Genomic DNA, 20,298 nt, shown 5'->3' on the forward strand with positions numbered 1-20,298 from the left:
ATTCAAGTGGTTACAAATTTTTATGAAAACGAAAAGAACGAGGAGGAATTTCAAAAATGGTTAAAAAACCGAAACTCAACAGATACAAAGTGAAGGTAATACAAGCGTGGACTATCATATTGATTCTCTTAGCAGTTGCTTTTATTATCGGAAGATTTACTGCCCCAAATAAAACAATAACGGTCAGTAAGCCGGTAGAAGTTCCTATATATGCGTCAGAAAGGCTACCTGACACTAAGGAAAACTTTCATTTCAATATCCCACTATCTCATAGCTTACAAGACTACCTGTATGAAGTATGTGCTGACGAAGAAGTACCTATCACTTTGATTCTCGCAATGATTGAAACCGAAAGTAACTTCAATCCTGAAATAATCAGCTCTACTAATGATTATGGGTTAATGCAACTAAACAAAATCAATCATGAATGGTTAAATCAAGAATTTAGAGCGGCTGATATGCTTAATCCTTATCAGAATGTGTTCTGTGGCACAAAGGTAATCGCAAGTTATGTAAGAAAATATGATGGCGATTTTAACAAAGCATTGATGGCTTACAATATGGGCGATTTTGGGGCAAACAGGGCTTGGGATAACGGAATAACTTCTACTAAATACAGTGAAAAGATACTTGATTTGATGAAGAAATATGAGGTGGAAATCAATGCTAAATGACATAACAGTTGAAACCTTTGTGGGTAAAATCGAGCGTCATATTAGCAAAGATTATGTGGATTTCTATAAAGCACAAATTCAAGACCTTACAAATTGCATAAAAGAATTAGCTAATTATATTGCTGATGAATCAATCCACGAAGAAGTTAAGGAGGTGTTATCCATTTATGGTTACAAATAGAAAATTAGGAACTGATTTCGAGCAAGCATTATGTGAATTGCTGTTTGAAAAAGGCTTTTGGGTACACAATCTTGCTCAAAATCAAGCAGGACAGCCCGCTGACATCATAGCGGTAATCAATTCAAAACCATATCTGATTGACGCTAAGGTTTGCTCTGATAACAAATTTCCTCTTTCGAGAATAGAGGAAAATCAAAAATTGTCAATGGAACTTTGGGGAGATTGTAGAAACAAAACAGGTTGGTTCGCTTTTCTGATAGACGATGAAGTTTTTATGATGGCTTATGCAAATATAAAAGAAATGCAAATGAGCAACAGCTTTAAAACTGTACTCACATTATCAGACATAGTTGATAAAGGAATGACTTTTGAAAAGTGGGTGCTGATATGTCAATAAAAGACTGGACAGGAAACAACAAAGCCACTTTCACTTGCAATGGTGCGAGTAATCACTCCGTTGAGGACAGGGAAGAAAATGATTTCTATGCGACTGACCCAAAAGCAGTTGAAATGTTGTTAGAACTTGAGAAATTTAACTCACCAATATGGGAGCCGGCTTGTGGCAAAGGTCATATAAGTAGAGTTTTACTAAACCACGGATACAGAGTTATGTCATCTGACATTATTGACAGAGGTTATAACGGAACACTTGTGATTGATTTTCTAAATTGTCAAGAAATAAAAGAACCAATTCATTTTGGGGATATTATTACCAACCCACCTTACAAATATGCAAAAGAATTTATAGAAAAGGCATTAGATGTAGTATCAGATGGTAAGAAAATTGCAATGTTTCTAAAACTTACATTTCTCGAAAGTAAATCAAGACGAGAATTATTTAATAAATATCCGCCAAAGGTAATTTATGTATCTTCGAGTAGATTACAGTGTGCTAAAAATGGGGATTTTGAAAAGTACAAAAACGGAACAGGGACAGCAATAGCATACGCTTGGTTTATTTGGGAGAAAGGTTATAAAGGTGATTCGATTGTGAGGTGGTTTAACTAATGTATGTTGATATTTTTAATACAAATAAAAACTATAACCTTATACTTGCAGACCCACCTTGGAAACAATCTAAAGGTGGCAAAAAAGCTGTTAGAGAAAATAGCAGTGGAAAACCTCTTGATTATCCTGTTTGTTCATTAGAAGAAATTAAAGAACATTTAAAGGTTGCAAGTGAACTAACTTCCGAAAACTCAATTCTGTTTCTATGGACGATTGACAAATATCTTTTTGAAGCAGAGCAAATAGCTAAAGAGTTAGGTTATAAGCTACACGCAAGAATGATTTGGAATAAAGTAACAGGAATACCGGTGGCATTTACAGTTAGATATGGACACGAATACTTGCTTTATATGTACAAGGGTAAGCTAATACCCGTTGATACTAAGGAGCGAGGAAAAATTCACACTGTCTTTACTGAGCAAGCCACTAAGCATAGCAGAAAACCTGAGGAGGCTTTCAACATCATCAATCGTTTATATCCTACGCTTGAAAAAATAGAACTCTACGCAAGGGAAGAACGACAAGGGTTTGATTGTTGGGGGAATGAAGTCAGTAAAACCTCTTGGATAGACAGTTTGTTAGGAGGTGTTTGATTGAATATAAAAGTATCTAACACTCTTACAATTGAAAATCCCACAAATGAGATAAAAGCGTGGTGTAGAAAAAATTTAACTATTGCAAATCCTGAGTATGGGAAAAAAGCTCGTATGCACCTTTGGCTTGGAGATACACCAAAAACCATTGCATTATATGAAATCAGGGGCGATACATTTGTTCTTCCTTTCGGAGTTCTTTCTTCACTCCCTGATGATGTCAAGAAAAACGCTTCATTTGAGAGCGAATTTCGCACCATAGAGCGAGTTAAATATAACGCTAATGTAAATCTCTATGATTACCAAAAAATCGCAGTAGACGCAATGATAGAAGCTAAATATGGCATACTACAAAGCCCTGCCGGCAGCGGTAAAACTCAAATGGGGATAGCACTTGCTACAAAACTTGAAAGAAAAACCCTATGGCTCTGTCATACGCTTGACTTAATTAAGCAAAGCAAAGAAAGAGCTGAAATGTATATCGACAAAAAACTGCTCGGAACTATTACTGAAGGTAAGGTCAATATAGGGTCAGGAATTACTTTTGCAACAATACAGACAATGTCGAAACTGAACCTTGATAACTATAAACACGAATGGGATTTAATTATCACAGATGAAGTTCACAGAGTTGCTGGAAGTCCGACCTCAATAACTCAGTATCAAAAAGTGCTTAATAGTTTATCTGCAAGGCATAAGTATGGGCTTTCGGCAACAGTACATCGCTCTGACGGAATGATTAAAGCAACATACGCTCTTGTCGGAGAAATTGCATATAAAGTTCCTGACGAATTGGTAGCAGACAAAATAATGAAAGTCGGAATATTACCGGTCGGAACAGGTATTGAAATCAGCAGAGAAGCCCTCAATACAGACGGAACTCTCAATTACACAAAACTTATAGGCTATCTTACTAAAAATGAAGATAGACAGCGAGTGATAGTAAACGCTCTACTCGAAAACGAAGGGCATTCTTGCTTGATACTTTCGGACAGACTTGAACACTTAGAAGATTTAATCGCCCGTTTACCTACTGTAACGCAGATGGACGCAGTAATGATAAGTGGCAAGATGACAAGCAAAAAAGGTAAAGCCGAACGAGAACAGGCTATCGAAGATATGAGGTCAGGCAAAAAGAAATACCTATTTGCCACTTACTCTTTAGCAAAAGAGGGTTTGGATATACCAAGACTTGAGAGATTATTTCTAACAACACCTCAGAAAGATTATGCGGTTATAACTCAAAGTATAGGACGAATTGCAAGAACTTTTGAGGGAAAAGCGGCACCTATTGCTTATGACTTCGTAGATGACATCGGTTATCTCGTAAAAAGCTACAAGAAAAGATGTACGACCTATCGGAAAAATGGTTGTTACTTCGTGGAAGGAGGTTGAAACCAATGGCAATAAAATTACTAATTGGCGGTTCTCCTTGCACGCATTGGTCTATAGCACAAAGAAACAGAGAAACAACAGCGGAGGGCTTAGGTTGGGAATTGTTTCGAAATTACCTCATTGCAAAAGACAAATTCAATCCGGACTTCTTCCTTTATGAAAACAACAAGTCCGCAAGCAAAGAGATTAAGGAACAAATTGCGAAAGAACTTGGTGTGGGAACAAACCCATTTGCAAGATTTACTTATATCAATTCCGCATTGGTTTCGGCTCAAAATCGCCAAAGGTTTTATGTTACTAATTTCGGAGAAATTGAGCAACCTGCTGATAGAGGTATTTTACTCAAAGATGTTTTGGAGACAGACGGAGAAAATGTGTCAAAAAGTGAAAAAAGCTATTGCTTAACAGCAACATACAACGGAGCGACCCTAAGTAATACTCTTGACCGGAAACAGAGGACAATGGTGGCGGAGCCGGTAATTTATCAGAGACCTCGTGGTAATAACCCCGGTGGAATAAAAACAAATAAAACTCCTACTATGACAGCCAACTCGTTTGTAGACAACAATCTTCTGATTGAAAAAGTTGGAATTATGTGGAAAATGGACGGCTCTCCCGGTGCTGACAGTCAAGGCAATCGAATACACTCAATAAACGGTAAGAGCGTAACTCTTACAGGAAATGCAGGCGGAGGAGGGGCTAAAACAGGGCTTTACGCTGTTCCCAATGATAAAAGCGACAAGGTAATAGAAGTTAAAAACGGACAAGTTGAGATAAACGGAAGATTCCATAAACTAAAACTTGAAGATGGTTTTTATATCTTTAGAAAACTTACTATTACTGAATGCGAAAGATTACAAACGCTTCCTGATGGTTATTGTAAGGCTGTTTCAAAAACTCAAGCTTACAAAGCTCTCGGTAACGGTTGGACGGCAGAGGTCATCATACACTTACTCAACCACGCTCTCTCAGATGTATCGAGAGATGAAGAAATAATTGTTCTCTCTCTCTATGACGGAATTGCAACAGGTAGATACTGTTTGGACAAAATGGGGTTCACTAATGTTACCTACTATGCGTATGAAATTGATAAACACGCTATGTCAGTGGCAATGGATAACTACCCTAACATCATTCAGTGTGGAGATGCTTTTGCAGTCCGTGAAGAAACTTGGAAACCACCTCAAACTCGCTCAGAGTGGCTTGATGAGTTATTAGGAGGTGGGCTATGAGAATAATCACTTATGACTGTGAAGTGTTCTCTTACGACTGGCTTGTAGTTTTCAAAGACAAAGAAACCGGAGCTTATACAGTAATTCACAACGACAACGAAGCTCTAAAAATGGCTCTCTCTGATGATATATACATTGGGTTCAACAGCAAACACTACGACCAATACATCATCAAAGCGATTGCAGCTGACCTTACTCCAAGCGAAATCAAGCAAGTGAATGATTACATTATCAGGGGTGGTCAAGGTTGGGAATGTCCTTTACTACAAGGCTTTTACTTCGGATTTCAAAATGTGGACATCAAAGATGATATGCAGATGGGGTTATCTCTAAAATCAATCGAAGGTCATCTTGGACTATCAGTACAAGAAAGCAAAGTGGACTTTACACTCGACAGACCTTTAACAAAGGAAGAACTTGAAGAAACCATCTTCTATTGTAAACACGATGTTGATTGTACTGAAAAAATAATTGACATAAGAAAAGACTACCTCAAAAACAAAATCCAAGTAGGCAGACTTGCTAATTTACCTGACGCCAAAGCGATGAGCTTAACCAATGCAAAAGTAACGGCTTCAATGCTGAAAGCGTCAAAGAAACCTCACGATGACGAGAGACAGTATAAATATCCTGAGAACTTGAAAAAAGAATACATTCCAACAGAAGTATTTGAGTTCTTTGACAAAATGTATGACCCATCAATATCTGATAAGGAATTGTTCAGTGGTAAACTCACTTTTCAAATTGGAGATTGTCCGGGAGTAATAGGATACGGAGGAATACACGCCGCTATTCCTAATTACTTCTTTGAGGAAAAAGATGGTCGAGTAATCAGGAACAAAGATGTGGCGAGTTACTACCCTCACTTGATGACAATTTACGGTTACACTTCGAGGAACATTCCTTCGGCGGAAACCTTTGAGAATGTGCTTGAAACTCGTATGAAAGCAAAGGCAAGTGGAGATAAAGCTACAGCAAACGCTCTAAAGCTGGTTGTAAATACGACCTATGGAGCATTGCTCAATCAGTATAACGACCTCTATGACCCTCTTATGGGTAGGTCAGTTTGTATAACAGGTCAGTTGTTCCTTTTGGAGCTGGCAGAACATTTGTACCAAGACATTGAAAGTCTCAAAATAGTTCAGCTCAATACAGACGGAATTATGGTCGAGTGCGACCGTACTGACTTAGACAGAGTGAATGAAATTTGCGATGAGTGGCAAAAGCGAACAGGTTTTGAACTTGAAGAAGATAGCGTAATCAAACTCGCTCAAAAAGATGTGAACAATTATGTAGAAGTGCAACCTGACGGAACTTCAAAATCAAAAGGTGGCTATCTTGTAAAAGGCATTTCAACAGTTGGAGCATTTAATATCAATAACTCGTGCGTCATAGTCGCAACCGCATTGAAGGAGTATTTCATCAATGGTACTCCGGTGGAAGAAACAATCGAAAACTGTAATGACATTTTCGAGTTTCAGATTATAGCAAAGGCAGGAGCGAAATATCGTGAAGCCTATCATCTTGTTGGCGATGAGCAAATTCCTGTTCAAAAGGTCAACCGTGTTTACGCAAGTAAAGACGAAAGACACGGAAAGATTTTCAAGGTAAAAGATGAGGACGATTCTACAGCGAAGATTGAAAGTCTACCTGAGCATTGTGTCATCGACAACGATAACAAATTGAGCATAAACGATATAGATAAAACTTTCTACATTGAGATGGCTAAAAAAAGAATAAATGATTTCTTAGGGATTAAACCTGAGAAGAAAACAAGGAGGAAAAATCAAATGGCAACAAAAAAATCTACAACAGCAACTGAATCTACCACTGTTTTTGAAACTATGAATGTGTACCAAAAACTAATCAAGGCGAGGGAATTGTTCTTAAACGCAGATATTCAGAAAACAGGAAAAAATATGCACCTGTCTTTCAAATACTTCGAGCTTGATGACATCGTTCCAGCGGCTACAAGAATTTTCAGTGAAATTGGGCTTATCGCAATTACTAATTTTACTGATACAACGGCTATTATGACCGTTGTCAATACTGACAATTCTGATGAAACGATAGACTTTGCTTCTCCATTTAATCAGATTCAGCCAATTATTTCAAAAGAGGGTAAAGCTGCTACTAACGAAATGCAAGCACTCGGTTCTTCCATCACTTATATGAGGAGATACCTCTATATGATGACTCTTGACATCTGCGAAAGTGACAGCATTGACGCAAATATTGGTAAACCGGTAACAGCCCCAACTGAGAGCAAAACCCCCGCTTCTCCTGAAAAGAGAGAAGAAATCAAAGAAAATCTGACAGTCCCTGCTGACAACGCTACCCCATTACAGATTAAAGGTTTGAAGGCGGTACTTAAAAAGCTGAAAGACGCTGACCCAAGTAAAGAAGAAATGATTGCCAAAATTGCGGTCGAAACTCAGGGCTTTACTGTCATCAGTAAAGCCGATTGTGAAAAGCTGATTGAAAGAGTAACTGAAATGGTGGAAGAACCCAGAAAAGAGGAAAAATAATGAGATACATTGCAATGTGTTCTTGTGGAAAAGATTCCTTAGCAATGGTTCTAAAACTAATTGAAACGAACACCCCTCTTACAGAAGTTCTCTTTTATGACACAGGGATGGAGTTTGATGTGATTTATAAAAATTGGAATAAATTAGTAAAGATTTGTAATGACAAACAAATAAAGACAACTCTTTTGAAATCGCCTATTCCTTTTGAAGAAAAAGCATTCGATATTCCTGTAAAAGCGAGAGATGGAACAATTCACAAAGGTTATTCTTGGTGTGGTGGTAGATGTCGCTGGGGAACTACGGACAAATTAAGGGCTATGGATAAATATTGTGAATCGGAGCCAACTATTTGTTATGTCGGAATAGCAGCAGATGAGAAGAAAAGAATCGAACGACCAAGAAAACCATATAAAAAGTTACCATTAGCCGAATGGGGAATGACTGAGCAAGATTGTCTGGAGTATTGCAGAAATAACGGATGGAATTGGGAAGAATACGGTGTTGATTTATACGACATTTTGGATAGAGTTTCTTGTTGGTGTTGTCGCAATAAAAATAAAAAGGAATTGCGTAATATATTTAACTATTTACCAAGATACTGGGGAAAATTAAGAGATTTTCAGTCCAAAACCAAACTTCCTATGAAAAGGTATTACAAGAACAAAATAGAATATGGCTCAGTGTTTGAACTTGAAATTGAATTTAGAAAAGAGGTAGAAAATGAAAGAAATTAAATGGCTTGAGGACAATCGTATTCAGATTGAACCACCGAAGAAAACGAAGAAAATCACAGGAACAAGGTTTGCCACAATATTGGGGCTAAATCCTTGGTCTACTGAATTTGAAATGTGGTGTACAATCACTAAGACCTATGAGAAACCGTTTGAAGATACAGTCTACACCGTTGCGGGGAAAACAATAGAGCCAAAGCAAGCAGAGTATATGAAAAAATCCTATGGAATGGATTTAATCTCTCCTGGGGACAGGTATGGTAAAGACTATTTCAACAAAACTTGGGGCGACTTCTTCCCTGATAACACCCACTTAGGTGGAATGTGGGATTATCTTGGTAAAGACGAAAATGGAAAAGTTGATACTGTACTTGAGATGAAAACCACAAAAAGAGCTGAGGATTGGCAAGGCGATATTCCTGAATACTACGCTCTACAAGCGGCTCTTTATGCGTACCTACTCGGCGTGGACAATGTTATTATGGTGGCTTCTTTCCTTGATGAAAAGGATTACGATAAACCTGACAAATTCAAACCGAGCATTAAAAATACCATTACAGTAGAGTTCAGCCTGTCAGAAAGATACCCTGATTTTGCTCAAAAAGTCGCAAAGGTTGAATCGTGGTGGAGTTCTTATGTAGAAACAGGTTTCTCTCCTACTTTTGATGAAAAGAAAGACGCTGAAATTCTGAAGGCTCTCAGAACAAATTCCATAGATACCACATCTGAGGACATTGGTTCTATAATCGCCGAAGCAGAGGAACTTAAAGCAGAAGTCGATGAGGTTGAAAAATCCATCAAGAGTAAGGTTGATAGGTTAGATACTCTTAACAAAGCTATTAAAGAACACGCTATCAAACAGTTTAGAGATGGAGACAAAAAAGTTGAGCTTAAAGGAACTAATTATCAATTCTCTATTTCAAGGTCTGAACCTAAGCCAAAAGCAATATATAACGATGACGCTATGAAGTCAGATGGTGTGTACGAAAAGTATGTAACTATGCAGACAGGAGAACCTACTTATAGATTAACAGTAGGTGCTATTAAGAAATAGGAGGAACAAAATGGGATTCGCAGAAATTTTAACCATCATATTTGTATTGCTAAAAGTTTTTGGAGTAATTAGCTGGTCTTGGTGGATAGTGTTTTTACCCGAAATCATTGCAGTAGCGATTTATATACTTTTAGTAGTTATACAAATCAACACAGCTCATAAAATCAAAAAACAGCACGATGATTTTTTCAATAACTTTTAAGGAGGATAGACAATGAAATTTCAAAAATTTGTAAAATCCATCGGTTCAGATGGAATCATATATGTTCGCAAGAATGATGAGCGTTGGTTAGCGTCAGGAACAGCATTTATGAAGATACCTGATAATATCAAGAGTATCACAGCAAAAGAGATACTTTCAATGCCTGATTATGTGGAGAGTGTAATAAATTACGACAGTTTCACAGACCCTTGTGAGCTGCACAAAGCGATTATGCCTACGCCAACAGGAGCAATCAGGGATTGCATAAGAATTTATGCCACCGAAAATGCTCTTAACACAATCGCTATTTGCAACAACGATTACTCACTAATTGAAAAGAAAGACCAAGTAGAGATGTATGTAAGAATTGACGCAACTACAGAAGGAAAGGCACTTGTGATAAAAAAACCTAAAACTCTCGAAGAAGAAGCAATAACAATAGGTGTGATTTTCCCAACAAGATACGATGAACAGGAGGACAAATAATTATGGCAAGAATACCAATGACAAGTGGATTTACTCTTATTCCTGAGGGGGAATATGTATTCCGTATTTATGACGCAACTTATGATGAAGATTTTGGAAAAATCGAAATCAAACTTGTAAACGCACAAGGGGCTACTCATACTGAGCGTTTCTCAATCAAAGATAAGAACGATGAATACAACGAAAAAGCTCTAAATGCGTTCTCATACTTTGCTAAAACGGCAATGAACGATTTTGGTCTTGATGACATAGAGCCAACTGACCTTATCGACCACTACATTTGGGCTGAGGTAGTTCACACAAAACTTCCGTCAAACAAAGACCCTAACAAAACTGTTACTTTTGCAAATCTTGGAGACAAAGCTCCGGCTGATGGATTTGACACTGAACCTGTTGGTCGTGCATTGACTTTGACAGGCGGAGAAGCTAAACCATCTCCTGCTACTTCCCCTAAGAAAGAAGCTCCTCCTCAATCCAAAGGATTAAACCTTGATGAATTGCTTGGATAATACGAGAGGGGTATTATCCCCTCTCCATAAGGAGGAAGCTATGGGAAAGAAAACTACTGATATGGTTGAACACCCTCCTCACTACGAAACAGGTAATTTTGAATGTATAGATGTAATGCTCGAAACGCAAGGTAAACAAGCTACAATGAGTTTCTGTATATGCAATGCTTTCAAATATATCTATCGTGCAAAACGCAAAAATGGGATTGAGGACATAAAGAAAGCCAAGTGGTACTTGGATAAATTCATCGAATTGGAGGAAAGAAAAGATGAAAGTTAGTGAATATCAAAATTTAGCCGCTCGAACCATTAACCCTGAATTAACAAACAACGAGTTAGAGAAACACGCTCTATTTGGTATGGTCGGGGAAATAGGCGAAATACATTCTATTTATCAGAAAACCTATCAGGGGCATAGAATAAACCCTGAACATTTGAAAAAGGAATTGGGAGATTTATTGTGGTTCATATCTGAATTTTGTACCGCTTCCGAGTGGACAATGGAAGAAATTATGCAAATGAACATTGATAAATTGAAAAGTAGATACCCTGAAGGTTTTGATACAGACAACAGCTTACATCGAAGTGAGGAGGACATTTAATGTTAAAAACTGAAAAAGTTGATGTTTGGGGGTTTGAACACGCCATCAGAGGAATGCGAAATCCGATGAATAGTTGGGAAAAGTCGGACAGCCATCTTTCGCTTTTGCCTACATCATTGTGGGGAGATGGGAAAAACTATCAATATAAAATTGGGGAAAATGACCTTGAACTTATGAGAAAACTTTTCAAAGCTGGAACAGAACACAGAAAATATCTCAGACAGATTATGGTTTCGATGGATATTATTGCCCCTCTTTATTGGTGGAAAGAGTTCGACACTTATAAGGTCGGAACAATCACAAACAGTTGTAGTACAATGCACAAAGTTATGTCAAAACCTTTTGAAAAAAGCGATTTTTCATTTGAAAAAGCTTTAGTTGATGAAGATTATTTTGACGAATTGTTTGAAGTCTTAAATGACCATAGAGTAGTCTATTTGAATTACGATGAACTCTTAAAAGAAGGAAAACTGGCGAAAAATGTTACTAAAAAGGAAATTTTCGATTCCTTAATTCAACTTCTCCCTTCTTCTTACAATCAAAGACGGACAGTAACGATGAATTATGAGAATGTGTTCTCTATCATCAAACAAAGAACTGGTCATAAGCTCGATGAGTGGCGAGAACTGATAGATATTTTGGAAAAGTTACCATATATAAAAGAAATAGGAGAACAAAGTGTATAAGTTAAAAAATATAAAAGAAATAGGAGAACAAAGTGTATAAGTTAAAAAATATAAAAGGCAGAGTAAACTCACTTCTTAGAACAGGAGAAGATTTTGTCAAGAATAATCTCTCAATCAGTGCGGCACAGCACATTATTGATACAGGAGAAATGGTAGAATCAGACCGACCTGACTACCCTATCTGTATCAATCACGAATGGTATTTTGAGGGCGAAGAAATTGTAAAGAAACCGAAAGAATCTAAAAAGGAGAAGTAAGATGGCGAGAGCATATTATACAGAGTATGTCAATCATTGTATGAAGTTCTATACAAGACACCCTAAACCTAAAACAGACAACTTAATAGAGGTGTCAAATTGGCAGGCTTGTGAATTAGCTCTTGCAGACTTTTCTTCTGAGGAAAAAGAAATACTGATTTTCGTCTACCAAGAAAGAGATACGATACCTGATAATGTATATAACATTTCTAAAAAGAAAGGTATCAATCAAAACAAGGTTTGGAATTTAATCATAAAGTTGGAACAAAAAATTGCAAAGATAAGAGGTCTGATATGAATGTGAACATAAATTATGGAAATATTCCTGATGAACTCAAACAACTAAATCAGTGGGTTTGCACCTTAGAGGGTAGCAAAGTTCCAATGAAATCTTGGGAAAACGAAGCGGCTTCATCAACTAATCCTCATACTTGGTCGTGTTTCACAGACGCTTTATCTTCTGTCGAAAAGCTATACTACGACTACTTAGGATTTGTGTTCAACGATAACGGGATTGTCGGAATTGATATTGACGCAGGTTATGATGACGAGGGTTTGATGAACGGTCTAAGTGCTGACATTATCGGTAAATGTGGGAGTTACACAGAGAAATCCCGAAGCGGTAGAGGTTTTCATATATTGCTTCGGGGAACTCTCCCCTTTAATGGCAAAAACAATCTTAATGGGGTTGAAATATATAAAACAGCAAGGTATTTCATAATGACCGGTCACACTCTCCTATTCGATAATATTGTAGAAAATCAGGAAGCTATTGATTACATTGTTGAAAAATACTTCCCTAACACAAGAGACAATTCAGATAAAGTGAATGTAGGTAGAGACAAAATTTACTCCCCTGTTTGGGAGAAGCCTGTAGTAGAGGGGAAAATAAAGCTACGACCTGTCTATCCTCGTATTCCTAATGGTAGTCGCAATATCTGTCTGACTTCTCTCGCCGGTATGTTGCATAATCAGGGTTACAGCAAGGCTCATATATATGACGAACTCTTGTATGCAAATACAGTCGCTTGCGACCCGCCTCTCGATAAAAATGAGTTGAGAACTATTTGTAATAGTGTAACGAGGTATAAGCGATAAGGAGTAATAAAAATGAGAACAAAAGATGTATTGAAAGACATAGAAGAATATTCTATTTTTATGCAATATTTATATTTAGGGGAGACAATAAAATTTAATAACGGTATGACCACATTAGAATTGGTTATGGACGAAGAATTAGAAATATATGCTAAAAATCTATTATTCCCTAATTTGCCGCCATTATTATATTCCAATGATTTGTCTCTCACGAATGTTTTATTTGGAATCATTCCGAAATTAAAAAAAGAAAAGCCAGAAAAACATAATTGTTTTTCTAATCGTTGGGAAGAAATAAAGGAGCTTTGTTTGATTCAATTAAGCCTTAATTTATCATAAAAGGAAGGAGATGGTAAAGTGCAGGAATTATTTCAAACAAGAAACGGACGAGTGATTATGGACGAGGACTTGTCTGTAAAAATGTATAAAATAAAACACTACCACCCGGAAAAAGCTGATGAAACTTCATCAGGTTTTGAATGGTCTGAAATGGGTATGGCAAATCTTTTCGGACTTCTCTATGCTCAGGAAGTTCGATATTGCCCTGAACATAAAAGTTGGTACACCTATTTTGAGGGTGTTTGGAGAAAAGATGAAGGAGCAATTCTCGTATCAGAAAGAATCAAAGATTTTGTTAGACTTATGATTTTATATTGTGGAGAAATTGAAGATGACGACCTTAGAAAGTCTTATACATCTTTCGTAAACAAGATGGGCGACAGGCGTATGCGAGACAGAATACTGAAGGACGCAACAGGAGAACTTCGTATCTCAGCTGTTGAGTTTGATAGTAACCCATATCTTATAAATTGTCTCAATGGCACTTACGACCTTAGCGACTTCTCTTTCAGAGAGCATAATTGGGAAGATTTTCTCACAATGCAAACCACATTTAAGCACACTATCTCTCGTGAGATTAAATGCGACCGATGGGAAAAGTTCATTGATGAAATAACAGAAAATGACAAAGAAAAAGCTGATTTCCTTCAGAGAGCGTTAGGATATTCAATGCTTGGACTAAGCAACGAGGAGTGTATGTTCATTCTTCACGGTAAAACGACACGAAATGGTAAATCCACCCTACTCAACACGATTGAAACTATGCTTGGAGACTATGCTAAAGTGGCACCGGTGGGAATGATATGTCGTGGAGATAGACAAAAAGACGCAGAAGCGGCTTCTCCTACCCTTGCAGGGCTTAAAGGTAAAAGGTTTGTAACGATGTCCGAAAGTAACGAATATGGAAAACTCGATGAAGAAAAAATCAAACAGCTTACAGGTGGAGAAAATATTTCAGCAAGGGCATTGTACCAATCAGGTATCACATTCAAACCACAATTTACTCTATGGCTCTCTTGTAACGACTTACCGATGGTAACAGATAAGTCCTTATTTGCTTCCGAGCGTATCAAAGTTGTGGAGTTTAACAGACATTTCAAGCCGGAGGAGCAGGACACACATCTCAAAGATGAACTCTGTAAGCAAGAAAATTTAAGTGGAATTTTTATGTGGCTTGTTCGTGGCTACATTCATTATAAAAAGCACGGTCTAACAATGGTAAGCCATCTGAAAGATGTTGTAAGTAAATACGAAAGAGATAATGATATTGTACTGCAATTCCTTGAAAATCGTTGTGAACAAGCTGAGGATAAGACTATCAGAGCAAAAGACTTGTATCAAGCCTTTAAGGTTTGGGCTAAATCTGAAGGTGCTTATATCCTATCAGCAAGAAAATTCAATTCTGAAATGGAGCGACACCCGGAATGGTTCGATAGAAAATCGACTTCAAGTGGATTTGTGATTTATTGGGGATTGAAACTTAGGGAGGTAATGTAAATGACTAATAATGAAATCAATACTGTTACTTTGAGCAAATCAAGCTATGACAATATGCGTGGTACAAATGACAGAGCGAGTATGTTGTTACGAGAAGTGGTTGGTAGTATGAGTATTGCTGATGACACCGATGATTTATATCTTGATGTTAATAGAATCATCAAAACCATAGAAATTTTATATCCTGATACTTATACGAAAAAAGTATCGGCTCTAAAAGGACAACGCACTAAGAATTTTATAAAAAGGGGGTAGAACTTAATGGCACAAAAACTACTCACAAGAGAAAAATACAAGAAATTGAAGAAAATGGATAGGCAAGAAGCTGAAGGTTTTATCCTTGCTTTATATCAGGAAGCCTATAACAATGGTAAAGCCGACAACCCTACTTTGGACTTTGAGAAACTCTACGAAAAACTTTTGGAAATCAAAGGGGTAGGTAAGGTTAAGGCTGATTGCATTGTTGAAACTATCAAAGAACTTATGGAGGAAAAGAAATGAAAAAATATAGAAAGAAACCTATTGTAATAGAAGCTATAAAATATGATAAATCTTCCATCGGAAAAGCCCAAGACTTTTGCAACAAAATGAAATACAACCCTCATAATAATGAATATTATATCGAAACTTTAGAGGGAACTATGCTAATCAGTGAGGGAGACTATATCATCAAAGGTGTGAACGGAGAGTTTTACCCTTGCAAAGCTGATATTTTTGAGAAAACTTATGAGGAGGTGTGATTATGATGTTAAGTCCGAAAGAAGATTTTAAGGATTGGATAGTTGATAATTGGTTTCATGTTGAAGATAGTTTAGGATTTTCAATTTCGACTTACCTACAAGACAATGATTTTGATAAAACAGATGTTGTCGATAGAGGTGATTTGACAGAGTTTATATCAGAAAGATTAAAAGAAGGATTGCTTAATGTAATCGACACTTATGAGGACTTTAAGTATGAATAATAAATTAGCGAGTTATCGAGCATACTTTTGTGACTATGTGTATGACCTATTACAAGATGACGAGGATAACACAAGAGCTAACGCAATCATAGACTTATACGATGAACTTCTGGATATTGCTGAAAAATTAAGCAGAGAAAACTTCGGTATGAAAACTACTATTAAGAATTTAAGAAGACAGCTTGATAAAAATTATAACCAATAACAAGGAGAAAAATATGGGAACTAATTATTATGCTATAAGTAAAAAAGCAAAACATGACAAACCACTGCACATAGGTAAATCATCTATGGGTTGGAAATTCTTATTTTATAAACTTAAGGATTACGAAAACTATTTCACTCACGAAACCATTAACACATATGAAAAGTGGAAAAAGTTGTTACAAGATAAGAATGTGTCGATTGTTAGCGAATACAATGATGATATTGATTTTGATAGTTTTGACAAAATGGTAGAGATAAAACAACATTGTAACAATCCCGATAATTTTAAGTATAATCTCAATGTTTATGGATATCGATTTTCCGAAGATGAATTTTGTTAATAAGGAGGTAGAAAATGAAAGCAGCATTTCCTAACTTGGAACTTATAGAACACAAAGCGACAGAGCTTGCATTACTTGATAAAGCACTCTCCTCTCCGCCTGAGTTTGACTTAATTACTTTCCCTCAGATTTGGGGCAGCACTTGCACTGGATTTGACCTCACATCAGATGGCTTACCTGCTGTTAGCGGCTCGGCAATGACAAAAGAATATACCACAGTCGCACACGAACTTAAAACTGATGTTTACTATATCTTCTTCGGTGGTCGTCCTTGTTATAAGGTTACAGAAGCAGGAAAGAACTTTTTCAGCGACTTAAACTCACGAAATATGGCTTCACTCAGTAAGGCAAAAGACAGATATATTGACCAGAAGTATAAACCCGGAGAAGAAATTTTGACAATTATCGCAGAGCTTAGAGGGGATATTGAAGAATTACACTCGTTACTCAGTTACGAATTTTATTGCGAGATGAGAGATAAAATTGATGAAATTGAAACTCTAATTTTAGAAGTAGTGAAACCTTAAATCAGTTTCGATTTACTACTTCACGATAGAAATTGACGAATTATCTTAATCGGATTGAAAAATTATAAAAAATGACATTTCTTAAATTGCATTAAAGAGATTGAAAAACAATCTTTTTATGAAAATGCTATGAAGTAGTAAAAGTAGTTCAAATATAGGTTTTGTGTGTAACTTCTTTATATAGAAAAAATCCCTATATATAAAAGTTATACGCAAAAGCCGATTTTCAACTACTTTCACTACTGTAAGAAGAATAATAAGAAGAAAGGAGAAACTAATGGATATTGATAAATTAGTAGAGAACAAGGAGACTGTTTCTGAGGAGACTGTTCAAGACGAAGATGTGCGTATCTCTCCGAGAACAGGAAAGCCTGTGCAAACTAAATATGCTCCTAAGAAAAAGCGAAAGTCTGAGAATTGGAAGAAGTCTCCTGTTATTGGTATGAATGGGTATGACCTTAAAGAGGGAGATAATACTAAGTATTTACAGATAAATCTTGAGCTTTTTAATATGCCTGAGATTGATTTGCATAATGTTGATGAAGTAAGTAAACGACTTAGTGATTATTTCGAGTTGTATGCGAAGTACGACACAAAGCCTACTGTTATGGGAATGGCAATGAGTTTGAATGGTATGGATAGAACGACTTTAAGGTGTGTTGCAAAGGATTTACCCATTGGTGGGAATGGATATAAGTCTGCGTTGCCGAAACCCGTTACCCTCGCTATAAAAAAAGCGTACTTTTTGCTCGAAAATTTGTACGAAAACTATATGCAAAATGGCAAGATAAATCCGGTTGCAGGTATCTTTCTCGGCAAGAACAACTACGGTTATCAAGACAAGACTGAATATGTCCTCACACCCAATAGTAACAATGAAGATGAATACTCAGCAGATGACATCAAGAAACGCTATCTTATTGCTGAGAAGTCAGGACAAGGTGGCGACTTACCTGAGGACTAAAAATCAAAATCGACTTTCGACTTTCGACTTTCGACTTTGAATACATTAGTTCACTTGCTCTCCCATTGTGGAGAGCTTTTTTATGCCAAATTTTAACGAAAATCAAGAAGAAAAGCCCCTGAAATACAGAAAAAGGCTCGAAAGTGCCTATCTTCAAGGGTTTGACGCTATTTTTACAATAAAGCAACCGGGAAGCTCTGCGAGGTTTGGGCGTGTTTTGTGTTCCTTCTTTATATATGCAAACGGACAACAAAACAACACAAAAAAGATTATAAATTTATCTAAAAAGTATTGACAAGCAAAACAAAAAAGATTATACTATTATCAAGTTAAGATAATTTTATAATCCTAATCGGATAAATTAAAGGAGGTATAAATATGTTATTTACAAATTTAAGGGCTTTATTAATTCAGGAAGCAAACAAAGAAAAAGAAGAAACAACATTGTTTATTAAAAAAGGTTATTGTTTTAGTTGGAGCGAAGAACACAGAAAAGAAAGCGACAACGGATTAAGACGCCACAGCACGGCAACAAGATGGGAGCAATACCAAAACGGCAACATAAGCCGAGAAAAAGCCGAAGAATTAGCAATAAAAAGAGCTATGAAACAACACGACAAACAATTAAATGAAGCGTTGAAGCTTCTCCAAAGTGTAGAAAATGCCGAAGAATTGAATTATATCAATATATCTATTGATTGGGTAAGCTCTCGCACTTGGGGAAATAACCCCCATGTTGAAGCGTTTATTGATGGGAAGATGTTCACAGGTTCGGCGAGTGGTTGCGGATACGATAAAGAATCGGCGGCAGTGGCTCAAGCTCTAAATAAAAGTTATAGAGTTTTGAAAGTTCTTTACACACTGAAGGAAAACGGATTACAAGAAGGTAAAAATACAAACGGCGATATATTGGGATATGGTTCAGGTTATGGAGTGTTTCCGGCTTTTGAGGGTGGCGTAGGTGTGAATTGCTTTTGGCAAATTTTAGAAAAAGTCGGTTATAAAGTTGAAAGCCACCACGGAAAAAGAAGCGATTTTTATAATATCACAAAGGAGAGTTAAACAATGAGCAATAAATTAAATGAATATATGCTGAAGCTGTCCGGCGGCTTCTCCGGAATGATGAAAAGAGCTAAACCGATGAAGGGCGATTTTGAAAGGTTATGTAATGAGTACAGAGAAAACAAGCGAATGATTGAAGAGTTAGAAGCAATGAACGAAATAACAAAGGGCGAAATATTGGAAATAATGGGCGATAATGAAATAATGATACAAGGAGCAGCAAAGGCAAGTTATAAAGTTGTTAATTCTTGCCGCTTCAATTCTTCAAAGTTCAAAGAGGATTACCCGGAATTATACGGGCAATATAGCAGCGAAACAAGTATAAAACGATTTATAGTTAGTTAGGAGGTATAGAAAATGTTTATATTAGGTTGTATATTAGCTTTTCCGATCGCACTACTTGCGGAAGTTGTGAAAATGAATAAGTAAAAAGGATGTAAACAATGAATAAATATGAAGAAGCTATTGATCTATTAAAATATTATTATGAGCAATCAAGAAAATACAAAAAATTACAAAAATATAATTGTGATAAATATATAAAAATACTTGAAGAATTGGTTAGTACTACAGCACAAAACAAGGAATAAGTAAAGATTAGCCGCCCGGAAAGGGCGGTTATTTTTATTTGCATTTACTTATCAAAGGTTGATGTATAATTTAATCTTGATTAGATGTAAATTGATAGTTGCGGACAGGTTCGCAGCTTTTTTTTTATTGCTTCGAGGGGCTACCCGGTGGGGGAATAGCACTAAGCGACAGGCTGCAAGGGAGTATGCTAAATACCCTCAAGAAATAAAAAGCCACTAAAAAGATTATTATACTATCCTTTTTGTATTGACATTCACTCTCCTATCTGCTACAATACAATCAAACACAATTTAAGGAGGTCTTACGATGGTTAAGAACAATATAGAAGTCGATGTGAAAATCAAATGCCTTGAAGCAGGTTTGACCCAAAATCAACTTGGAGAAGCGATTGATTCAACCGGTCAGTATGTAAACCGTATCATCAAGAAAAAAGATGGTATCGTCAATAAGACATTTGTGGATATGCTTGAAGCTCTTGGATATGATATTGAGCTTACTTATGTCAAGAGAGAAAGCTGATGAAGTAGTAAAAGTAGTTCAAAATCGGTTTTTGCGTAAAGTTTCTCTATA

34 protein-coding genes are annotated in these 20,298 nt (G+C 36.6%); all 34 read left to right on the forward strand.

Annotated features, from left to right (window positions below; translation table 11 throughout):
* The first annotated feature begins 56 nt into the window (after positions 1-56).
* Positions 57-674: a lytic transglycosylase domain-containing protein gene (locus tag BBG48_RS04575; protein WP_068913667.1), complete on the forward strand. Its 618-nt coding sequence runs from the start codon at positions 57-59 to the stop codon at positions 672-674.
* The gene (locus BBG48_RS04580; protein ID WP_068913665.1) at positions 664-855 is read left to right on the forward strand and encodes a hypothetical protein; all 192 of its coding nucleotides are present in this window, start codon (positions 664-666) and stop codon (positions 853-855) included. The genes BBG48_RS04575 and BBG48_RS04580 overlap by 11 nt, the downstream gene beginning before the upstream one ends.
* Positions 842-1,252 (forward strand): Holliday junction resolvase RecU, encoded by a 411-nt coding sequence (locus BBG48_RS04585; RefSeq protein ID WP_068913663.1) that lies wholly within the window; start codon positions 842-844, stop codon positions 1,250-1,252. Before BBG48_RS04580 ends, BBG48_RS04585 begins: the two co-directional genes overlap by 14 nt.
* Positions 1,231-1,863, forward strand: a complete 633-nt coding sequence (locus BBG48_RS04590) for a TRM11 family methyltransferase (RefSeq protein ID WP_243446741.1) — start codon at positions 1,231-1,233, stop codon at positions 1,861-1,863. The genes BBG48_RS04585 and BBG48_RS04590 overlap by 22 nt, the downstream gene beginning before the upstream one ends.
* Positions 1,863-2,456: an MT-A70 family methyltransferase gene (locus tag BBG48_RS04595; RefSeq protein ID WP_068913659.1), complete on the forward strand. Its 594-nt coding sequence runs from the start codon at positions 1,863-1,865 to the stop codon at positions 2,454-2,456. The genes BBG48_RS04590 and BBG48_RS04595 overlap by 1 nt, the downstream gene beginning before the upstream one ends.
* On the forward strand, positions 2,457-3,851 hold the full coding sequence (locus tag BBG48_RS04600; RefSeq protein ID WP_068913658.1) for a DEAD/DEAH box helicase: 1,395 nt from the start codon (positions 2,457-2,459) through the stop codon (positions 3,849-3,851).
* 5 nt (positions 3,852-3,856) lie between these two features.
* Complete coding sequence (locus BBG48_RS04605; RefSeq protein WP_068913656.1) at positions 3,857-5,083, forward strand: DNA cytosine methyltransferase; 1,227 nt, start codon at positions 3,857-3,859, stop codon at positions 5,081-5,083.
* Positions 5,080-7,611 (forward strand): ERF family protein, encoded by a 2,532-nt coding sequence (locus BBG48_RS04610; protein WP_068913654.1) that lies wholly within the window; start codon positions 5,080-5,082, stop codon positions 7,609-7,611. Before BBG48_RS04605 ends, BBG48_RS04610 begins: the two co-directional genes overlap by 4 nt.
* On the forward strand, positions 7,611-8,345 hold the full coding sequence (locus tag BBG48_RS04615; protein WP_068913653.1) for an adenine nucleotide alpha hydrolase family protein: 735 nt from the start codon (positions 7,611-7,613) through the stop codon (positions 8,343-8,345). The genes BBG48_RS04610 and BBG48_RS04615 overlap by 1 nt, the downstream gene beginning before the upstream one ends.
* Positions 8,332-9,396, forward strand: a complete 1,065-nt coding sequence (locus BBG48_RS04620; protein ID WP_068913652.1) for a YqaJ viral recombinase family protein — start codon at positions 8,332-8,334, stop codon at positions 9,394-9,396. The genes BBG48_RS04615 and BBG48_RS04620 overlap by 14 nt, the downstream gene beginning before the upstream one ends.
* A 10-nt stretch (positions 9,397-9,406) precedes the next feature.
* Positions 9,407-9,598 (forward strand): transmembrane Fragile-X-F protein, encoded by a 192-nt coding sequence (locus BBG48_RS04625; RefSeq protein ID WP_068913651.1) that lies wholly within the window; start codon positions 9,407-9,409, stop codon positions 9,596-9,598.
* Between the two features lie 12 nt (positions 9,599-9,610).
* Positions 9,611-10,084, forward strand: coding sequence for a hypothetical protein (locus BBG48_RS04630; RefSeq protein ID WP_068913650.1), 474 nt, complete (start codon positions 9,611-9,613; stop codon positions 10,082-10,084).
* A gap of 2 nt (positions 10,085-10,086) precedes the next feature.
* Complete coding sequence (locus BBG48_RS04635; RefSeq protein WP_068913648.1) at positions 10,087-10,593, forward strand: hypothetical protein; 507 nt, start codon at positions 10,087-10,089, stop codon at positions 10,591-10,593.
* Between the two features lie 40 nt (positions 10,594-10,633).
* On the forward strand, positions 10,634-10,873 hold the full coding sequence (locus BBG48_RS04640; RefSeq protein WP_068913647.1) for a DUF3310 domain-containing protein: 240 nt from the start codon (positions 10,634-10,636) through the stop codon (positions 10,871-10,873).
* Positions 10,863-11,195: a nucleoside triphosphate pyrophosphohydrolase family protein gene (locus BBG48_RS04645; protein WP_068913645.1), complete on the forward strand. Its 333-nt coding sequence runs from the start codon at positions 10,863-10,865 to the stop codon at positions 11,193-11,195. Before BBG48_RS04640 ends, BBG48_RS04645 begins: the two co-directional genes overlap by 11 nt.
* Positions 11,195-11,881: a hypothetical protein gene (locus BBG48_RS04650; protein WP_068913643.1), complete on the forward strand. Its 687-nt coding sequence runs from the start codon at positions 11,195-11,197 to the stop codon at positions 11,879-11,881. Before BBG48_RS04645 ends, BBG48_RS04650 begins: the two co-directional genes overlap by 1 nt.
* A gap of 32 nt (positions 11,882-11,913) precedes the next feature.
* Entirely contained in the window at positions 11,914-12,138 is a 225-nt protein-coding gene (locus BBG48_RS04655) for a soluble NSF attachment family protein (protein ID WP_068913641.1), read from the forward strand.
* Between the two features lies 1 nt (position 12,139).
* Entirely contained in the window at positions 12,140-12,436 is a 297-nt protein-coding gene (locus BBG48_RS04660) for a hypothetical protein (RefSeq protein WP_068913640.1), read from the forward strand.
* Complete coding sequence (locus BBG48_RS04665) at positions 12,433-13,236, forward strand: primase C-terminal domain-containing protein (protein ID WP_068913638.1); 804 nt, start codon at positions 12,433-12,435, stop codon at positions 13,234-13,236. Before BBG48_RS04660 ends, BBG48_RS04665 begins: the two co-directional genes overlap by 4 nt.
* Before the next feature lie 12 nt (positions 13,237-13,248).
* Complete coding sequence (locus BBG48_RS04670) at positions 13,249-13,575, forward strand: hypothetical protein (RefSeq protein ID WP_068913636.1); 327 nt, start codon at positions 13,249-13,251, stop codon at positions 13,573-13,575.
* Positions 13,576-13,593: 18 nt separating this feature from the next.
* On the forward strand, positions 13,594-15,072 hold the full coding sequence (locus BBG48_RS04675) for a DNA primase family protein (protein ID WP_068913634.1): 1,479 nt from the start codon (positions 13,594-13,596) through the stop codon (positions 15,070-15,072).
* A complete protein-coding gene (locus tag BBG48_RS04680; protein WP_068913633.1) occupies positions 15,073-15,327 on the forward strand; it encodes a hypothetical protein in 255 nt (84 codons plus the stop codon).
* 6 nt (positions 15,328-15,333) lie between these two features.
* Entirely contained in the window at positions 15,334-15,573 is a 240-nt protein-coding gene (locus BBG48_RS04685; RefSeq protein WP_068913632.1) for a hypothetical protein, read from the forward strand.
* Positions 15,570-15,812: a hypothetical protein gene (locus BBG48_RS04690; protein WP_068913631.1), complete on the forward strand. Its 243-nt coding sequence runs from the start codon at positions 15,570-15,572 to the stop codon at positions 15,810-15,812. Before BBG48_RS04685 ends, BBG48_RS04690 begins: the two co-directional genes overlap by 4 nt.
* 2 nt (positions 15,813-15,814) lie before the next feature.
* A complete protein-coding gene (locus tag BBG48_RS04695; RefSeq protein ID WP_068913629.1) occupies positions 15,815-16,036 on the forward strand; it encodes a hypothetical protein in 222 nt (73 codons plus the stop codon).
* Between the two features lie 37 nt (positions 16,037-16,073).
* Positions 16,074-16,241 carry a hypothetical protein gene (locus BBG48_RS10975; protein WP_158527903.1) on the forward strand — a complete coding sequence of 56 codons (168 nt, stop codon included), beginning with the start codon at positions 16,074-16,076 and terminating at the stop codon, positions 16,239-16,241.
* A 13-nt stretch (positions 16,242-16,254) separates the two neighbouring features.
* Positions 16,255-16,584 (forward strand): hypothetical protein, encoded by a 330-nt coding sequence (locus BBG48_RS04705; RefSeq protein WP_068913625.1) that lies wholly within the window; start codon positions 16,255-16,257, stop codon positions 16,582-16,584.
* Between the two features lie 14 nt (positions 16,585-16,598).
* Positions 16,599-17,111 carry a hypothetical protein gene (locus BBG48_RS04710; protein WP_068913624.1) on the forward strand — a complete coding sequence of 171 codons (513 nt, stop codon included), beginning with the start codon at positions 16,599-16,601 and terminating at the stop codon, positions 17,109-17,111.
* 373 nt (positions 17,112-17,484) lie between these two features.
* Positions 17,485-18,075 (forward strand): hypothetical protein, encoded by a 591-nt coding sequence (locus BBG48_RS04715; protein WP_147292829.1) that lies wholly within the window; start codon positions 17,485-17,487, stop codon positions 18,073-18,075.
* Positions 18,076-18,157: 82 nt separating this feature from the next.
* Positions 18,158-18,370, forward strand: a complete 213-nt coding sequence (locus BBG48_RS04720) for a hypothetical protein (protein WP_068913620.1) — start codon at positions 18,158-18,160, stop codon at positions 18,368-18,370.
* A gap of 83 nt (positions 18,371-18,453) precedes the next feature.
* Complete coding sequence (locus tag BBG48_RS04725; protein WP_068913618.1) at positions 18,454-19,137, forward strand: hypothetical protein; 684 nt, start codon at positions 18,454-18,456, stop codon at positions 19,135-19,137.
* 3 nt (positions 19,138-19,140) lie between these two features.
* Positions 19,141-19,482, forward strand: coding sequence for a hypothetical protein (locus BBG48_RS04730; protein ID WP_068913617.1), 342 nt, complete (start codon positions 19,141-19,143; stop codon positions 19,480-19,482).
* A gap of 98 nt (positions 19,483-19,580) precedes the next feature.
* The gene (locus BBG48_RS10980) at positions 19,581-19,727 is read left to right on the forward strand and encodes a hypothetical protein (protein WP_158527904.1); all 147 of its coding nucleotides are present in this window, start codon (positions 19,581-19,583) and stop codon (positions 19,725-19,727) included.
* A 307-nt stretch (positions 19,728-20,034) separates the two neighbouring features.
* The gene (locus BBG48_RS04735) at positions 20,035-20,247 is read left to right on the forward strand and encodes a helix-turn-helix domain-containing protein (RefSeq protein ID WP_068913616.1); all 213 of its coding nucleotides are present in this window, start codon (positions 20,035-20,037) and stop codon (positions 20,245-20,247) included.
* Positions 20,248-20,298 lie beyond the last annotated feature (51 nt).

This window comes from Criibacterium bergeronii (genome assembly GCF_001693775.2).
Taxonomy (GTDB): domain Bacteria; phylum Bacillota; class Clostridia; order Peptostreptococcales; family Filifactoraceae; genus Peptoanaerobacter; species Peptoanaerobacter bergeronii.

Bases quoted from the DNA above. Each gene is read 5' to 3' on its own strand.
- BBG48_RS04575 (WP_068913667.1), top strand. From the start codon at position 57: ATGGTTAAAAAACCGAAACTCAACAGATACAAAGTGAAGGTAATACAA.
- BBG48_RS04580 (WP_068913665.1), top strand. From the start codon at position 664: ATGCTAAATGACATAACAGTTGAAACCTTTGTGGGTAAAATCGAGCGT.
- BBG48_RS04585 (WP_068913663.1), top strand. From the start codon at position 842: ATGGTTACAAATAGAAAATTAGGAACTGATTTCGAGCAAGCATTATGT.
- BBG48_RS04595 (WP_068913659.1), top strand. From the start codon at position 1,863: ATGTATGTTGATATTTTTAATACAAATAAAAACTATAACCTTATACTT.
- BBG48_RS04605 (WP_068913656.1), top strand. From the start codon at position 3,857: ATGGCAATAAAATTACTAATTGGCGGTTCTCCTTGCACGCATTGGTCT.
- BBG48_RS04610 (WP_068913654.1), top strand. From the start codon at position 5,080: ATGAGAATAATCACTTATGACTGTGAAGTGTTCTCTTACGACTGGCTT.
- BBG48_RS04615 (WP_068913653.1), top strand. From the start codon at position 7,611: ATGAGATACATTGCAATGTGTTCTTGTGGAAAAGATTCCTTAGCAATG.
- BBG48_RS04620 (WP_068913652.1), top strand. From the start codon at position 8,332: ATGAAAGAAATTAAATGGCTTGAGGACAATCGTATTCAGATTGAACCA.
- BBG48_RS04625 (WP_068913651.1), top strand. From the start codon at position 9,407: ATGGGATTCGCAGAAATTTTAACCATCATATTTGTATTGCTAAAAGTT.
- BBG48_RS04630 (WP_068913650.1), top strand. From the start codon at position 9,611: ATGAAATTTCAAAAATTTGTAAAATCCATCGGTTCAGATGGAATCATA.
- BBG48_RS04635 (WP_068913648.1), top strand. From the start codon at position 10,087: ATGGCAAGAATACCAATGACAAGTGGATTTACTCTTATTCCTGAGGGG.
- BBG48_RS04640 (WP_068913647.1), top strand. From the start codon at position 10,634: ATGGGAAAGAAAACTACTGATATGGTTGAACACCCTCCTCACTACGAA.
- BBG48_RS04645 (WP_068913645.1), top strand. From the start codon at position 10,863: ATGAAAGTTAGTGAATATCAAAATTTAGCCGCTCGAACCATTAACCCT.
- BBG48_RS04650 (WP_068913643.1), top strand. From the start codon at position 11,195: ATGTTAAAAACTGAAAAAGTTGATGTTTGGGGGTTTGAACACGCCATC.
- BBG48_RS04660 (WP_068913640.1), top strand. From the start codon at position 12,140: ATGGCGAGAGCATATTATACAGAGTATGTCAATCATTGTATGAAGTTC.
- BBG48_RS04665 (WP_068913638.1), top strand. From the start codon at position 12,433: ATGAATGTGAACATAAATTATGGAAATATTCCTGATGAACTCAAACAA.
- BBG48_RS04670 (WP_068913636.1), top strand. From the start codon at position 13,249: ATGAGAACAAAAGATGTATTGAAAGACATAGAAGAATATTCTATTTTT.
- BBG48_RS04680 (WP_068913633.1), top strand. From the start codon at position 15,073: ATGACTAATAATGAAATCAATACTGTTACTTTGAGCAAATCAAGCTAT.
- BBG48_RS04685 (WP_068913632.1), top strand. From the start codon at position 15,334: ATGGCACAAAAACTACTCACAAGAGAAAAATACAAGAAATTGAAGAAA.
- BBG48_RS04690 (WP_068913631.1), top strand. From the start codon at position 15,570: ATGAAAAAATATAGAAAGAAACCTATTGTAATAGAAGCTATAAAATAT.
- BBG48_RS04695 (WP_068913629.1), top strand. From the start codon at position 15,815: ATGATGTTAAGTCCGAAAGAAGATTTTAAGGATTGGATAGTTGATAAT.
- BBG48_RS04705 (WP_068913625.1), top strand. From the start codon at position 16,255: ATGGGAACTAATTATTATGCTATAAGTAAAAAAGCAAAACATGACAAA.
- BBG48_RS04710 (WP_068913624.1), top strand. From the start codon at position 16,599: ATGAAAGCAGCATTTCCTAACTTGGAACTTATAGAACACAAAGCGACA.
- BBG48_RS04720 (WP_068913620.1), top strand. From the start codon at position 18,158: ATGCCAAATTTTAACGAAAATCAAGAAGAAAAGCCCCTGAAATACAGA.
- BBG48_RS04725 (WP_068913618.1), top strand. From the start codon at position 18,454: ATGTTATTTACAAATTTAAGGGCTTTATTAATTCAGGAAGCAAACAAA.
- BBG48_RS04730 (WP_068913617.1), top strand. From the start codon at position 19,141: ATGAGCAATAAATTAAATGAATATATGCTGAAGCTGTCCGGCGGCTTC.
- BBG48_RS10980 (WP_158527904.1), top strand. From the start codon at position 19,581: ATGAATAAATATGAAGAAGCTATTGATCTATTAAAATATTATTATGAG.
- BBG48_RS04735 (WP_068913616.1), top strand. From the start codon at position 20,035: ATGGTTAAGAACAATATAGAAGTCGATGTGAAAATCAAATGCCTTGAA.